Origin of the sequence: Chelativorans multitrophicus, assembly GCF_011317445.1 — a bacterium.
Lineage (GTDB): Bacteria > Pseudomonadota > Alphaproteobacteria > Rhizobiales > Rhizobiaceae > Chelativorans > Chelativorans multitrophicus.
On record NZ_JAAAPL010000012.1, the window covers coordinates 1 to 15,139 of the forward strand.

Below are 15,139 nucleotides of genomic sequence, written 5' to 3' on the forward strand. Positions count from 1 at the left end.
ATGGAGGAGCGCCTGCGCTTCGCCATCCGCGAAGGCGGCCGCACCGTCGGGGCCGGCATCGTCGCCAGCATCACAGAGTAAAGAGGCAGCGGATTTCCCGTTTGGAAGGGCAGCTTCGGCTGCCCTTTCTTTTTAGTGTTGATAGCGGCGGCCACGCTTTCCATATGAGGCGCGTCACGGCGGCGAATAGCGGCTGGAGACGCTAGAAATGGGCTTGGCAAGCACGCAAACACGCACTAGAAGGCATGCTCGAAAGCGGCCCTTCGAGGCCCGATAGGGGTATAGCTCAGTTGGTAGAGCGGCGGTCTCCAAAACCGCAGGTCGGGGGTTCGAGCCCCTCTGCCCCTGCCACCCTCCCGTCTTCATTGGTTCGCGAGCTCCGTGAATAAGGCACTTGCGCGTGGGAGGAATCGGAACTATGTAGGGCGCAAGTAGGCGGTGCGTGAAGCTGGGGAGCAGCTTTACGCGCCCTTGTCGTATGTGCGAAGAATGGCGATTCGCCGGCCCTTCGTATTGCGGTGAGGGTTGCGGCCGGTGCAGGACCGGGATTTTCCCCGGATGCTTCAACAAAAAAGAGCGATAGATGGCCTCTAGGACCACCAACCCTTTTACTTTTCTTCAGCAGGTTCGGTCGGAGACGGCGAAGGTAACCTGGCCCTCGCGCCGGGAGACACTTATCTCCACCGTGATGGTGCTGGCTTTTGCCGCTTTGGCTGCGATTTTTTTCTTTGCCGCTGACCAGCTCATGGCATGGGCAATCGAGCTGATTCTCGGAATCGGCGCCTGAAAGTCATCCGGCAAGGAAGGGAGTTACTTTTAGATGGCGCGTTGGTACATCGTCCATGCTTATTCGAATTTTGAGAAGAAGGTCGCTGAATCGATCGAGGAGCAGGCGCGCCAGAAGGGGCTATCCAATCTGATCGAGAATGTGGTGGTGCCCACCGAGAAGGTGGTCGAGGTCCGCCGCGGCCGCAAGGTGGATGCCGAGCGTAAGTTTTTCCCCGGCTATGTGCTGGTGAAGGCCGATCTGACAGACGCCGTGTTCTCGCTGATCAAGAATACGCCGAAGGTGACGGGCTTCCTGGGCGATTCCAAACCCGTGCCGATCACCGAGGCGGAGGCGCAGCGTATCCTGACGCAGGTTCAGGAGGGCGTGGAGCGCCCGAAGCCTTCCGTGACCTTCGAGATCGGCGAGCAGGTGCGCGTTTCCGATGGTCCGTTCGCTTCCTTCAATGGCTTCGTGCAGGAAGTGGATGAGGAGCGGTCGCGGCTCAAGGTGGAAGTTTCGATCTTCGGGCGCGCGGTGCCCGTCGATCTGGAGTTCGGTCAGGTCGAGAAGACCTGACCGGCGGTTCCGGTTTCCGGAACGAACCGGTGGAAGGGACGGGCCGCGTAGCCGGCGGCCGGGTTCCGCACCACCAGACTGCAACCGCCGGCCTTTTCCGCTGAGGGAAGCCGGCAAATGACGAGGCAGATGAGAGATGGCTAAGAAAATTGCAGGCCAGCTCAAGCTTCAGGTTCCCGCGGGGTCGGCCACGCCGTCGCCTCCGATCGGCCCTGCGCTTGGTCAGCGTGGCATCAATATCATGGAGTTCTGCAAGGCGTTCAACGCGCAGAGCCAGGACTTGGAGAAGGGCTCGCCCATCCCGGTGGTCATAACCTACTACCAGGATAAGTCGTTCACCTTCACCATGAAGACCCCGCCGGTGAGCTACTTCCTCAAGAAGGCGGCGAACCTGAAGTCGGGATCGAAGGAGCCGGGCAAGCAGTCCGCGGGCCAGATTTCGCGAGCCAAGGTGCGCGAGATCGCCGAGACGAAGATGAAGGATCTGAACGCGAACGATGTGGAAGCCGCCATGCGCATGGTGGAAGGCTCCGCCCGTTCCATGGGCCTCGAGGTTGTAGGGTAAGGCGATGGCGAAGATTTCCAAGCGCGTGGCCAAGGGCCGCGAGGGCATCGACCGCAACCGCTTCTATCCTCTGGACGAGGCGGTGAAGGTGATCAAGGAGCGGGCGACCGCAAAGTTCGACGAGACCATCGAAGTTGCGATGAATCTCGGCGTCGATCCGCGCCATGCGGACCAGATGGTGCGCGGCGTCGTCAATCTGCCGAACGGCACTGGCCGCTCGGTGCGCGTCGCTGTCTTCGCCAAGGGCGACAAGGCGGACGAAGCGAAGGCTGCGGGTGCTGATATCGTCGGCGCGGAAGACCTGGTGGAAACCGTGCAGAAGGGCGAGATCAATTTCGACCGCTGCATCGCGACGCCGGACATGATGCCGCTGGTCGGCCGTCTGGGCAAGGTGCTCGGTCCCCGTGGCCTGATGCCGAACCCGAAGGTCGGCACCGTCACGACCGATGTCGCGGCGGCCGTCAAGGCTTCCAAGGGCGGGGCGGTCGAGTTCCGCGTCGAGAAGGCGGGCATCGTGCATGCCGGCGTCGGCAAGGTCTCGTTCGACGAGAACGCCATCGCCGAGAATGTGCGTGCGTTTGCCGATGCGGTGATCAAGGCCAAGCCTTCGGGAGCCAAGGGCAACTATCTGAAGCGTGTCTCGATCACGTCGACGATGGGTCCCGGCCTCAAGATCGATCCGTCGACACTGGCGGCATCGTAAAGAGTTTGCGGGGAGGATGTTCCTCCCCGCCCTTGTTCGGGCCGGAAGCGGCCCGGATCCGGAGGGATACCTCCGGAAATCCTGTCCGAGATTGCAGGCGGCTCGCCTTAATTCTGATGAAGGGCCTGCATGAGACGGGTGAGACCGGACAAAAGCCTGGGAAGGTCCAGGCCGATGAAAGGTTCGAACCGTGTTGGCCTTTTGCATGTCGTCCGTCCGGGCGGCGTCGGAAGGGGGCAGGATCCTCGAGCGTCGTTCGGGCGATCCTTGAAGGAAAGCCCGGCCGGCAAAAGGCAACCCGGCGCAGCACTCGCGTGAGGCGCCGTTAACTGGAGAAGGCTGTGGAGAGAGCGGAAAAACGCGAATTCGTCGCGAGCCTGAATCAGGTGTTCCAGAACACCGGATCAGTGGTCGTGGCAACATATGCCGGTCTCACCGTCGCGCAGATGAACGACCTCAGGTCGAAGATGCGTGCGGCGGGCGGGAGCGTCAAGGTCGCGAAGAACCGTCTCGCCAAGATCGCTCTTCAGGGCACTCCATCCGAAGGCATTCAGGCCCTGTTCCAGGGGCAGACCCTGATTGCCTATTCGGATGATCCGGTTGCTGCTCCGAAGATCGCCAGCGAGTTCGCCAAGGGCAATGACAATCTTGTCATCCTCGGCGGCGCAATGGGCGCGACCGCGCTCGATGCGGAAGGCGTGAAGGCACTTGCCTCGCTGCCTTCGCTGGACGAGCTCAGGGCAAAGATCGTCGGCATGATTCAAACGCCGGCAACCCGGATCGCACAGATCGTCAACGCTCCGGCGGGCCAGCTTGCCCGCGTCGTTGGCGCCTATGCCCGGAAGGACGAAGCGGCGTGAGGCGGTTCCTCACCACCAGAAACAACACTGTTCGAACTTTAAAGGAAATGAAAAATGGCTGATCTTGCGAAGATCGTTGAAGACCTCTCGAGCCTCACCGTCCTCGAGGCGGCCGAGCTTTCGAAAATGCTGGAAGAGAAGTGGGGCGTCTCCGCGGCGGCTCCGGTTGCCGTTGCTGCGGCCGGTGGCGCTGCTGCCCCGGCGGCGGCTGCCGAGGAGAAGACCGAGTTCGACGTCGTGCTGGCTGATGCCGGCGCCCAGAAGATCAACGTGATCAAGGAAGTGCGCGCGATCACCGGTCTCGGCCTGAAAGAGGCCAAGGACCTGGTCGAGGGCGCGCCGAAGCCGGTCAAGGAAGGCGTTGCCAAGGACGAGGCCGAGAAGATCAAGGCCCAGCTCGAAGGTGCAGGCGCCAAGGTCGAGTTGAAGTAAGCTCCGCAGGATCCGCGGGCGGGTCACCGCCCGCGGGCCAAGCGGAAAAGGGGGACGGGAAACCTTTTTCCTGAAGGCCGGTAGCGGCTTTCAGGAAATGGGTTTTTCCCCGTTTAGAATGGCCGCTTACGGGCGGCCCGTAGCAGGCAAGCGGCAGGCAAGGAGCGACGATGGCCCAGACCCAGACATTCAACGGTCGCAGGCGCGTACGCAAGTTTTTCGGGAAGATTCCGGAAGTTGCGGAGATGCCGAACCTCATCGAGGTTCAGAAAGCATCCTATGACCAATTCCTCATGGTCGAGGAGCCCCAGGGCGGGCGCCCCGACGAGGGATTGCAGGCAGTCTTCAAGTCGGTGTTCCCGATCTCGGATTTCGCCGGTACGGCGATGCTCGAATTCGTGAAATACGAGTTCGAGGCCCCGAAATTCGACACGGAAGAGTGCCGTCAGCGCGACCTCACCTATGCGGCGCCGCTGAAGGTGACGCTGCGCCTGATCGTGTTCGATATCGATGAGGATACGGGCTCCAAGTCCATCAAGGACATCAAGGAGCAGGACGTCTATATGGGCGACATGCCGCTCATGACGGACAACGGCACCTTCATCATCAACGGCACCGAGCGCGTGATCGTTTCGCAGATGCACCGTTCTCCGGGCGTCTTCTTCGATCACGACAAGGGCAAGTCCCATTCGAGCGGCAAGCTGCTCTTCGCCGCCCGCGTGATCCCCTATCGCGGCTCGTGGCTAGACATCGAGTTCGACGCCAAGGACATCGTCTATGCGCGTATCGACCGCCGGCGCAAGATCCCGGTGACGTCGCTGCTCATGGCGCTGGGCATGGATGGCGAGGAAATCCTCTCCACCTTCTACAATAAGCTCACCTTCATCCGTGACGGCGACAACTGGCGCGTGCCGTTTTCGGCCGAGCGCTTCCGCGGCATGAAGGCCACCGCCGACATCATTGACGCCGACACGGGCGAGGTGGTGCTCGAGGCCGGCAAGAAGATGACCGCGCGCATGGCGCGCCAGCTCGCTGACAAGGGGCTGAAGGCGATCCGCGCCACCGAGGACGACCTGCTCGGCAACTATCTCGCCGAGGATATCGTCAATATGAAGACGGGCGAGATCTTCCTCGAAGCCGGCGACGAGATCGACGAGAAGACGCTGAAGATTCTGCTGGAGACGGCGGGCAACGAGGTGAAATTCCTCGACATCGACCACGTCAATATCGGCGGCTATATCCGCAACACGCTGGTTGCCGACAAGAACGAGAGCCGCCAGGACGCGCTCTTCGATATCTACCGGGTAATGCGCCCGGGTGAGCCGCCGACGCTGGAGACGGCCGAGGCCATGTTCCACTCGCTGTTCTTCGATGCCGAGCGCTACGATCTCTCGGCCGTGGGCCGCGTGAAAATGAACATGCGGCTTGAGCTCGACTGCCCGGACACCGTGCGCGTGCTGCGCAGCGAGGATATGGTGGCGGTCGTGAGGACCCTGGTCGAGCTGCGCGACGGCAAGGGCGAGATCGACGACATCGACAATCTCGGCAACCGCCGCGTGCGCTCGGTGGGCGAGCTGATGGAGAACCAGTACCGCCTGGGTCTCCTGCGCATGGAGCGCGCCATCAAGGAGCGTATGTCGTCGATCGAGATCGACACGGTCATGCCGCAGGACCTGATCAACGCGAAACCGGCGGCCGCCGCCGTACGCGAGTTCTTCGGCTCCTCGCAGCTCTCGCAGTTCATGGACCAGACGAACCCGCTGTCGGAGATCACCCACAAGCGCCGCCTCTCGGCGCTTGGACCGGGCGGCCTGACCCGCGAGCGCGCCGGCTTCGAGGTGCGCGACGTGCACCCGACGCATTACGGCCGCATCTGCCCGATCGAAACGCCGGAAGGTCCGAATATCGGCCTGATCAATTCGCTTGCCACCTTTGCCCGCGTCAACAAATACGGCTTCATCGAGACGCCGTACCGTAAGATCGTGGACGGCAAGGTGACGGAAGAGGTGGTTTATCTCTCGGCGATGGAGGAGGCCAAGCACTATGTGGCCCAGGCCAACGCCACGATTGACGAGAATGGCGGCTTTGCCGACGAGTTCGTGGTCTGCCGTCACGCCGGCGAAGTGATCATGGCGCCGCGCGAGAACGTCGACCTGATGGACGTCTCGCCGAAGCAGCTCGTCTCGGTCGCCGCGGCGCTCATCCCGTTCCTCGAGAATGACGACGCCAACCGCGCTCTCATGGGCTCCAACATGCAGCGTCAGGCCGTGCCTCTGGTGCGGGCCGAGGCGCCCTTCGTGGGCACTGGCATGGAGCCGGTGGTGGCCCGTGATTCCGGCGCGGCCATCGCGGCCCGCAGGACCGGCGTCGTCGACCAGGTGGACGCAACCCGTATCGTTATCCGTGCCACGGAAGACGTGGATGCCTCCCAGTCGGGCGTTGATATCTACCGGCTGCAGAAGTTCCAGCGCTCCAACCAGAACACCTGCATCAACCAGCGTCCGCTGGTTCGCGTGGGCGATCTGATCAACAAGGGCGACATCATCGCCGACGGTCCGTCAACGGACCTGGGCGATCTGGCGCTCGGCCGGAACGTGCTCGTGGCCTTCATGCCGTGGAACGGCTACAACTACGAGGACTCCATCCTGCTCTCCGAGCGCATCGTGCGCGACGACATCTTCACCTCGATTCACATCGAGGAGTTCGAGGTCATGGCGCGCGACACGAAGCTCGGGCCTGAGGAGATCACGCGCGACATTCCGAACGTGTCGGAAGAAGCGCTGAAGAATCTCGATGAGGCGGGCATCGTCTATATCGGCGCGGAAGTGCAGCCGGGCGACATCCTGGTGGGCAAGATCACGCCGAAGGGCGAAAGCCCGATGACGCCGGAGGAGAAGCTGCTGCGCGCCATCTTCGGCGAGAAGGCGTCCGACGTCCGCGATACGTCCATGCGCATGCCGCCCGGCACCTACGGGACGGTGGTGGAGGTGCGTGTCTTCAACCGCCACGGGGTGGAGAAGGACGAGCGCGCCATGGCGATCGAGCGCGAGGAGATCGAGCGGCTCGCCAAGGACCGCGACGACGAGCAGTCGATTCTCGACCGCAACGTCTATGCGCGCCTTTCTGAAATGCTGATCGGCAAGGAAGCGATCGCCGGGCCCAAGGGCTTCAAGAAGGGCGGTGCGCTGACGAAGGAACTTCTCGGCGAGTATCCCCGTTCGCAATGGTGGCAGTTCGCCGTTGAGGACGAGAAGCTGCAAAGCGAGCTCGAGGCGCTTCGCGCCCAGTACGACGAATCCAAGAACGCGCTGCAGCAGCGCTTCATGGACAAGGTCGAGAAGGTGCAGCGCGGCGACGAGATGCCTCCCGGTGTCATGAAGATGGTCAAGGTCTTCGTGGCCGTAAAGCGCAAGATGCAGCCCGGAGACAAGATGGCCGGCCGCCACGGCAACAAGGGTGTTGTGTCCAGGATCGTGCCGATCGAGGACATGCCGTTCCTGGAGGACGGCACGCATGTGGATATCGTGCTCAATCCGCTCGGCGTGCCCTCGCGCATGAATGTGGGGCAGATCCTCGAAACGCATCTGGGCTGGGCGTGCGCGGGCATGGGCCGGCAGATCGGCGAGCTGATCGATGCCTATAAGGAGGCAGGCGACATCAAGCCGCTCCGGGCCAAGATCGAATCGCTGATCCCGGACAATGACCGCAACGAGCCCGTCCGCCAGTACGATGACGAAAGTGTCGTGCGGCTGAGTGAGCAGTTGCGCCGCGGCGTCTCCATCGCAACGCCCGTTTTCGACGGCGCGCATGAATCCGACATCAACGAGATGCTGGAGGAAGCGGGCCTCAACTCAAGCGGGCAGGTGACGCTCTATGACGGGCGCACCGGCGAGGAGTTCGACCGCAAAGTGACTGTGGGCTACATTTATATGCTCAAGCTTCACCACCTGGTGGATGACAAGATCCACGCGCGTTCCATCGGCCCGTACTCGCTCGTCACCCAGCAGCCGCTGGGCGGCAAGGCGCAGTTCGGCGGCCAGCGCTTCGGCGAGATGGAGGTGTGGGCGCTCGAAGCTTACGGCGCTGCCTACACGCTGCAGGAGATGCTCACGGTCAAGTCCGACGACGTGGCCGGCCGAACCAAGGTCTACGAGGCCATTGTACGCGGCGACGATACGTTCGAAGCGGGCATTCCCGAAAGCTTCAACGTTCTCGTCAAGGAGATGCGCTCGCTGGGGCTCAATGTGGAGCTGGAGAATTCCTCGCGCTTCGACACGCCGCCGGCGCAGCTGCCGGAAGCCGCCGAATAGCAAATACCGGCACGCCGCGGTCCGTCCGCGGCGTGCAAGACCCCTGATGGAAGGGCTTTCGCGACACGAGGCTCGCTAGCCGCCGGAAGCCGCCATCGCACTGTGATTAAGGGACGCGAAGTCCCGTAAAGGAGATCGGCATGAACCAAGAGGTCATGAACCTGTTCAACCCTCAGGCGCCGGCACAGACCTTCGATTCCATCCGGATTTCGCTCGCGAGTCCGGAGAAGATCCTGTCCTGGTCCTACGGCGAGATCAAAAAGCCGGAAACGATCAACTACCGCACCTTCAAGCCGGAGCGGGACGGCCTTTTCTGCGCGCGCATCTTCGGCCCGATCAAGGATTATGAGTGCTTGTGCGGCAAGTACAAGCGTATGAAATATAAGGGCGTCATCTGCGAGAAGTGCGGCGTGGAAGTGACGCTGTCGCGCGTGCGCCGCGAGCGCATGGGGCATATCGAACTCGCCGCGCCCGTTGCCCATATCTGGTTCCTTAAGTCGCTGCCCTCGCGCATCGGCACGCTGCTCGACATGACGCTCAAGGATATCGAGCGCGTTCTCTATTTCGAGAACTATATCGTGACCGAGCCGGGCCTGACCGCGCTCAAGCAGAACCAGCTCCTCTCCGAAGAGGAGTACATGATGGCCGTCGACGAGTATGGCGAGGATTCCTTCACCGCCATGATCGGCGCGGAGGCCATTCATCACCTGCTCGCCAGCATGGAACTGGAGAAGATCGCCGGCGATCTTCGCTCCGAGCTTGCTTCGACGACTTCGGACCTGAAGCAGAAGAAGCTTTTGAAGCGGCTGAAGGTCGTGGAGAACTTCCTGGAATCCGGCAACAAGCCGGAGTGGATGGTCATGAAGATCATCCCGGTCATTCCGCCGGATCTGCGCCCGCTGGTGCCGCTCGACGGCGGCCGCTTCGCGACCTCGGATCTCAATGATCTTTACCGCCGCGTCATCAACCGCAACAACCGCCTGAAGCGGCTGATCGAGCTCAAGGCGCCGGGCATCATCATTCGCAACGAGAAGCGCATGCTGCAGGAGGCCGTCGACGCTCTGTTCGACAATGGCCGCCGGGGCCGCGTGATCACGGGCGCCAACAAGCGTCCGCTGAAGTCGCTGTCGGATATGCTGAAGGGCAAGCAGGGCCGCTTCCGGCAGAACCTGCTCGGCAAGCGCGTCGACTATTCGGGCCGTTCGGTCATCGTGACCGGCCCGGAGCTGAAGCTGCACCAGTGCGGCCTGCCGAAGAAGATGGCGCTGGAGCTGTTCAAGCCGTTCATCTATGCGAGGCTTGACGCCAAGGGCTATTCCTCGACGGTCAAGCAGGCCAAGAAGCTGGTCGAGAAGGAAAAGCCGGAAGTCTGGGATATCCTCGACGAGGTCATCCGTGAGCATCCGGTGCTCCTGAACCGCGCGCCGACGCTGCACCGGTTGGGCATCCAGGCCTTCGAGCCAATCCTGATAGAGGGCAAGGCGATCCAGCTGCATCCGCTCGTCTGCACGGCCTTCAACGCCGACTTCGACGGTGACCAGATGGCCGTGCACGTGCCGCTGTCGCTCGAAGCGCAGCTCGAAGCGCGCGTCCTGATGATGTCCACCAACAACATCCTGCACCCGGCTTCCGGCGCACCGATCATCGTGCCTTCGCAGGACATGGTTCTGGGACTCTATTACCTGTCCATCATGAACCAGAACGAGCCGGGCGAGGGGATGGTGTTCGCCGATATGGGCGAGCTGCAGCATGCGCTGGAGACGAAGGTCGTCACGCTGCACAGCAAGATCAAGGGCCGGTACAAGACCGTGGACGAGAACGGCAATCCCGTCTCGATGATCTACGAGACCACGCCTGGCCGGATGATCATCGGCGAGCTTCTGCCGAAGAACCACAATGTGCCCTTCGACATCTGCAATCAGGAGCTGACCAAGAAGAACATCTCCAAGATGATCGACACGGTCTATCGCCATTGCGGCCAGAAGGAGACGGTTATCTTCTGCGACCGCATCATGGCGCTGGGCTTCAGCCATGCGTGCAAGGCGGGAATCTCCTTCGGCAAGGACGATATGGTGATCCCGGAGACGAAGGCGAAGCTGATCGCCGAGACCGAGGCGCTCGCGAAGGAATACGAGCAGCAGTACAATGACGGTCTGATCACGCAGGGCGAGAAGTACAACAAGGTGGTCGACGCCTGGGCCAAGTGCTCGGAGCGTGTCGCCGACGAGATGATGAAGCGCATCAAGGCGATCGAGTTCGACGACAGCGGTCGTCAGAAGCAGATGAACTCGATCTATATGATGTCGCATTCGGGCGCCCGCGGCTCGCCCGCGCAGATGCGCCAGCTCGCCGGCATGCGCGGCCTGATGGCACGCCCGGACGGCTCCATCATCGAGACGCCGATCATCTCGAACTTCAAGGAAGGCCTGACCGTGATGGAGTACTTCAACTCCACCCACGGCGCACGTAAGGGTCTTGCCGACACCGCGCTGAAGACGGCGAACTCGGGTTACCTGACCCGCCGCCTCGTCGACGTGGCGCAGGATTGCATCGTGGTCACCCCCGATTGCGGCACCGACAAGGGGCTAACCATGCAGCCCATCGTTGATGCCGGCCAGGTCGTGGCGTCCATCGGCCAGCGTGTTCTGGGCCGCACGGCGCTTGACGATGTGGTGAATCCGGCCACGGGCGAGGTCATCGTCCAAGCCGGCCGGCTCATCGATGAGCGGGACGTGGAGGCGATCGAGGCTGCCGGCATCCAGACCGTTCGTATCCGTTCGGCGCTGACCTGCGAAGTGCGCACGGGCGTCTGCGCGGTCTGCTATGGCCGCGATCTGGCGCGCGGCACGCCTGTCAATATCGGCGAGGCTGTCGGCGTTATCGCCGCGCAGTCCATCGGCGAGCCGGGCACGCAGCTCACCATGCGTACCTTCCACATGGGCGGCACGGCACAGGTCGTGGACCAGTCGTTCCTCGAAGCCTCCTTCGAGGGCACGGTAAAGATCCGCAACCGCAACGTGGTGCGCAACTCGGACGGCCATCTCGTCGTCATGGGCCGCAACATGGCAGTGCTGATCCTGGACGAAGCAGGCGCGGAGCGTGCGTCGCACAAGGTCACCTATGGTTCGCGCATCTTCGTGGACGATGGCGACAAGGTGAAGCGCGGCCAGCGCATCGCCGAGTGGGACCCGTACACCCGCCCGATGCTGACGGAAGTGGAAGGCACAGTGGCCTTCGAGGATCTGGTGGACGGCATCTCCGTGCAGGAGACGACCGACGAATCCACCGGCATCACCAAGCGCGAGGTCATCGACTGGCGGTCCACGCCGCGCGGTTCGGACCTGAAGCCGGCGATCACGATCCTCGACTCCAAGGGCAAGGTGGCAAAGCTCGCCCGTGGCGGCGATGCCCGCTTCCTGCTCTCGGTGGAGACGGTTCTGTCGGTGGATTCGGGCGCGAAGGTCAGGCCGGGCGACGTTGTGGCCCGTATCCCGACCGAAAGCGCGCGCACCAAGGACATCACCGGTGGTCTGCCGCGTGTGGCCGAGCTCTTCGAAGCGCGGCGCCCGAAGGACCATGCCATCATCGCTGAGATCGACGGTACGGTGCGTTTCGGCCGCGACTACAAGAACAAGCGCCGCATCATCATCGAGCCGCATGACTCCACTTTGGAGCCGGTGGAGTATCTCATCCCGAAGGGCAAGCCGTTCCACCTGCAGGACGGCGACGTCATCGAGAAGGGCGACTTCATCCTCGACGGCAATCCGGCGCCGCACGACATCCTGGCGATCAAGGGCGTGGAGGCGCTGGCCTCCTACCTCGTCAACGAGATCCAGGAAGTCTACCGGCTCCAGGGCGTGTTGATCAACGACAAGCACATCGAGGTGATCGTCCGCCAGATGCTGCAGAAGGTCGAGATCACGGCTCAGGGCGATTCGACCTACATCCCCGGCGACCACGTGGATCAGGTCGAGTTTGACGAGGTGAACGACCGCTTGGTGGAAGAGGGCAAGAAGCCTGCGGAAGGCCAGCCGGTGCTGCTCGGCATCACCAAGGCCTCGCTGCAGACGCCGTCCTTCATCTCCGCCGCCTCCTTCCAGGAGACGACGCGCGTGCTGACCGAGGCCGCTGTCGCGGGCAAGATCGATACGCTGCAGGGCCTGAAGGAGAACGTCATCGTCGGCCGCCTCATCCCGGCAGGCACCGGCGGCGCCATGGCGCAGATCCGGCGCATTGCCCGCTCGCGCGACGATCTCATCCTCGACGAGCGGCGCAAGGAATCGGGCGTGGAAATGGCCAATCCCGCCATTGCCGACATGGCCGGACAGCCGGCCGAGTAAGCGCAGGCACCAGCATCGAAAAAAGCCGCCGGTTTTCGCCGGCGGCTTTTTTGTGCAACAACAGAACCGAAATTCGATTAACCAATTTCATTATTTGAGTATAGTATGATTAAATAAAAGCCATTGATTAGAAATATAAATTATGAATAGGATCAATTGCTTTGAGGGAATTCGGTAAATTCTATATTATGCTGATTTCGTTGCTATGCTCTGGCTGTGTGTCTACTGAGAGTTTCCTTAAACCAGAATCACCGGAGTGGTTCAGTTACGCCAGGCCAGAAACCATCTCGGCCTATTATGCCAATCGATGCGCGACTTATGGATTTCGCAGTGGCACCGGCGGAATGGCGGAGTGCATCCGACGGGAGGCGGCGGCAGCTCGAAGCAAGAACGCAGTCTTCGGTACGATTACGGAGGTCAGAAAAATTGCCTCCGGGCACAACGCCGACGATGACTGGGATTTCTAGTTACGGTATTCACCGCATCAAACCGATCCGCAGCACGGCGAACGGTTAGAATGAACATGGATGCTTAGTCTTTCTCGTCAAAGGTGACGATGGCGATCTCACCCTCAGTGGCGCCCTGCCAGGCGGAAAGATGCGGCTCCTCATCGGGCGCACCTTCCATTTCGCCGATCTGGTCGAGCTCGGCCTCAGCGTAGCCTTCCTGGGCAAGCGCTTCGAGTGCCAGCCGCACGGCGGTATCGTCGTCGGGCGCGGTGAGCATGACATGCACGCCTTCGCTGGCCTTGCCCTGCTCCCGTCAGACGCGGCCCGTAATGATGGTGACGGGCGGGCTATCATTGTCGTTCATTGGTACGCTCCGGTTCTGCTCCCCCTCGCGAGCCGCCGTTTGCGGAATTTATGGCGAGAGAGGAGCGGGGCAAGGCATCGGCCAAGCCGACGGCCGCTATAACTGTTTAAATGGAAAAGCTGGTTCCGCAGCCGCAGGAGGCCACGGCATTCGGATTCCTGATCTGAAACGATTGCCCGATCAGGTCATCGACAAAATCGATGACCGAACCGCCCATATAGACGAGGGAGAGATCGTCGATCAGCACCGTGGCGCCATCCTTCTCGATGACGAGATCGTCATCGTTGCGGCTGTCCACGAGATCGAACTTGTAAGAAAAGCCCGAGCAGCCGCCACCTTCGATGGAGACGCGAAGCGCCGTCTTATCCGGTTCCGCGGCGAGAATCTTGACGATCCGTCTAGCCGCGGCATCGGTCAATTCGATTCCCTTCATCTCCGTCCTGGCATCGATGCCCATGGGTTCACCTTGCTTTCGTCGACACCAGATAGGTATGAACGGGGAGGCGGCGAGTCAACATGCGCAGGCGATGGCAGATTCGGCAAATCTCGACGGCATCGGTTTCGGCTACAGGCCTCGCGCAGTCTATGCCTGCGATCCCGCCCGGTCGCGCGGCCGCTTCTACCCGGAGCCTGAAAGTCCCACGCGCACGCCGTTTCAGCGCGATCGCGACCGCATCATCCATTCAACTGCGTTCCGGAGGCTGAAGCACAAGACGCAAGTCTTCATCGCCCATGAGGGCGACCATTACCGCACCCGGCTCACCCATTCCATCGAGGTGGCGCAAATCGCCCGCGCTTTGGCGCGCGCGCTCCGCTGCGACGAAGACCTGGCAGAGGCGATCGCGCTCGTGCATGATTTCGGCCATACGCCTTTCGGCCATACGGGCGAGGATGCGCTGAACGAGAAAATGGCGCCCTGGGGCGGCTTCGATCATAATGCGCAGTCTCTCAGGATCGTAACGAGGCTGGAGCGCAGATACGCGGAGTTTGACGGGCTTAACCTGAGTTGGGAAACGCTGGAGGGCTTGGTAAAGCACAATGGCCCGCTTACGGACGCGGCGGGAAACGGCCTGAAGGAGCCCGTGCCGCCGGCCATCCTGCATTACTCGCAACTGCATGACCTCGAGTTACACCGTTTTGCGAGCATCGAAGCCCAATGCGCTGCAATCGCTGATGATATTGCCTACAACGCCCACGATATCGATGATGGGCTGCGCGCAGGATTGCTGACGCTTGGCATGCTGGAGGAGGTGAGGCTGCCGGGCGGCATCCTGAAAGCGGTGAGGGAGCGCTACCCGCATCTCGACCCGGTGCGCACAGGCCATGAGCTTATGCGCCGGCAGATCACCGTAATGGTGGAGGACGTGATCACAACGGCCAAGACGAACATCGAGGCGCTGAAACCCCGTTCGACGGAGGACGTGCATGAGGCCGGGCGCACCATCGTTACGTTTTCGGGGGAAATGGCGTCGGAAGAAAAGGAACTGAAAGCCTTTCTTTACCGCAATCTTTATCGCCATCCCTCGGTTCTCTCCGTGCGGCGGCTGGCGGATCGCGTCGTGCGGGACCTTTTCGACGCCTATTTCGCCGACCCGCGGGAGATGCCGGAAGGCTGGCGCGAAGGACTCGACCGTGCCGAAGAGCGCATCAAGGCGCGCGACGTGGCGGACTTTTTGGCAGGGATGACCGACACCTACGCGCTCAAGGAATACGAACGCCTATTTGACCGCACCCCGGATTTGCGTTAGGCGCAGGCGGCTGGCTCGCGGCC

The 15,139-nt window shown here is 61.8% G+C and carries 11 protein-coding genes, 1 tRNA gene and 1 pseudogene; 11 read left to right on the plus strand and 2 right to left on the minus strand.

Annotated elements, in window-relative coordinates:
* The 10 genes from GNP00_RS22690 to rpoC form a co-directional block, all read left to right on the plus strand.
* Positions 1 to 81, plus strand: an 81-nt coding sequence (locus GNP00_RS22690) for an EF-Tu C-terminal domain-related protein (RefSeq protein WP_484482086.1), incomplete at its 5' end; no start/stop codon positions are given.
* 194 nt (positions 82 to 275) lie between these two features.
* A tRNA-Trp gene (locus GNP00_RS22695) sits at positions 276 to 351 on the plus strand.
* Between the two features lie 232 nt (positions 352 to 583).
* Positions 584 to 787, plus strand: a complete 204-nt coding sequence (gene secE / locus GNP00_RS22700) for a preprotein translocase subunit SecE (RefSeq protein ID WP_011581161.1) — start codon at positions 584 to 586, stop codon at positions 785 to 787.
* 33 nt (positions 788 to 820) lie between these two features.
* Complete coding sequence (gene nusG / locus GNP00_RS22705; RefSeq protein ID WP_011581160.1) at positions 821 to 1,345, plus strand: transcription termination/antitermination protein NusG; 525 nt, start codon at positions 821 to 823, stop codon at positions 1,343 to 1,345.
* 136 nt (positions 1,346 to 1,481) lie between these two features.
* A complete protein-coding gene (gene rplK / locus GNP00_RS22710; protein ID WP_011581159.1) occupies positions 1,482 to 1,910 on the plus strand; it encodes a 50S ribosomal protein L11 in 429 nt (142 codons plus the stop codon).
* 4 nt (positions 1,911 to 1,914) lie between these two features.
* Entirely contained in the window at positions 1,915 to 2,613 is a 699-nt protein-coding gene (gene rplA, locus GNP00_RS22715; protein WP_011581158.1) for a 50S ribosomal protein L1, read from the plus strand.
* A gap of 341 nt (positions 2,614 to 2,954) precedes the next feature.
* A complete protein-coding gene (rplJ, locus tag GNP00_RS22720) occupies positions 2,955 to 3,473 on the plus strand; it encodes a 50S ribosomal protein L10 (RefSeq protein ID WP_011581157.1) in 519 nt (172 codons plus the stop codon).
* Positions 3,474 to 3,527: 54 nt separating this feature from the next.
* Positions 3,528 to 3,905: a 50S ribosomal protein L7/L12 gene (rplL, locus tag GNP00_RS22725; protein ID WP_011581156.1), complete on the plus strand. Its 378-nt coding sequence runs from the start codon at positions 3,528 to 3,530 to the stop codon at positions 3,903 to 3,905.
* A 170-nt stretch (positions 3,906 to 4,075) separates the two neighbouring features.
* Positions 4,076 to 8,215: a DNA-directed RNA polymerase subunit beta gene (rpoB, locus tag GNP00_RS22730; RefSeq protein ID WP_011581155.1), complete on the plus strand. Its 4,140-nt coding sequence runs from the start codon at positions 4,076 to 4,078 to the stop codon at positions 8,213 to 8,215.
* 140 nt (positions 8,216 to 8,355) lie between these two features.
* Positions 8,356 to 12,555 carry a DNA-directed RNA polymerase subunit beta' gene (gene rpoC / locus GNP00_RS22735; protein ID WP_011581154.1) on the plus strand — a complete coding sequence of 1,400 codons (4,200 nt, stop codon included), beginning with the start codon at positions 8,356 to 8,358 and terminating at the stop codon, positions 12,553 to 12,555.
* 531 nt (positions 12,556 to 13,086) lie between these two features.
* Here the strand turns inward: rpoC and GNP00_RS22740 are convergent.
* Both GNP00_RS22740 and erpA read right to left on the minus strand, forming a co-directional pair.
* Positions 13,087 to 13,368: pseudogene (locus GNP00_RS22740) on the minus strand (transcriptional regulator).
* Between the two features lie 106 nt (positions 13,369 to 13,474).
* Positions 13,475 to 13,825, minus strand: a complete 351-nt coding sequence (gene erpA / locus GNP00_RS22745; protein ID WP_011581152.1) for an iron-sulfur cluster insertion protein ErpA — start codon at positions 13,823 to 13,825, stop codon at positions 13,475 to 13,477.
* A gap of 70 nt (positions 13,826 to 13,895) precedes the next feature.
* Here erpA and GNP00_RS22750 point away from each other — a divergent pair, with 70 nt between their 5' ends.
* Positions 13,896 to 15,116, plus strand: coding sequence for a deoxyguanosinetriphosphate triphosphohydrolase (locus tag GNP00_RS22750; RefSeq protein ID WP_011581151.1), 1,221 nt, complete (start codon positions 13,896 to 13,898; stop codon positions 15,114 to 15,116).
* Positions 15,117 to 15,139: the final 23 nt, after the last annotated feature.

What these genes read in the sequence shown, in the direction of transcription:
- secE (WP_011581161.1), top strand. Translation starts at nt 584, where the DNA reads ATGGCCTCTAGGACCACCAACCCTTTTACTTTTCTTCAGCAGGTTCGG.
- nusG (WP_011581160.1), top strand. Translation starts at nt 821, where the DNA reads ATGGCGCGTTGGTACATCGTCCATGCTTATTCGAATTTTGAGAAGAAG.
- rplK (WP_011581159.1), top strand. Translation starts at nt 1,482, where the DNA reads ATGGCTAAGAAAATTGCAGGCCAGCTCAAGCTTCAGGTTCCCGCGGGG.
- rplA (WP_011581158.1), top strand. Translation starts at nt 1,915, where the DNA reads ATGGCGAAGATTTCCAAGCGCGTGGCCAAGGGCCGCGAGGGCATCGAC.
- rplL (WP_011581156.1), top strand. Translation starts at nt 3,528, where the DNA reads ATGGCTGATCTTGCGAAGATCGTTGAAGACCTCTCGAGCCTCACCGTC.
- rpoB (WP_011581155.1), top strand. Translation starts at nt 4,076, where the DNA reads ATGGCCCAGACCCAGACATTCAACGGTCGCAGGCGCGTACGCAAGTTT.
- rpoC (WP_011581154.1), top strand. Translation starts at nt 8,356, where the DNA reads ATGAACCAAGAGGTCATGAACCTGTTCAACCCTCAGGCGCCGGCACAG.
- erpA (WP_011581152.1), bottom strand. Translation starts at nt 13,825, where the DNA reads ATGGGCATCGATGCCAGGACGGAGATGAAGGGAATCGAATTGACCGAT.
- GNP00_RS22750 (WP_011581151.1), top strand. Translation starts at nt 13,896, where the DNA reads ATGGCAGATTCGGCAAATCTCGACGGCATCGGTTTCGGCTACAGGCCT.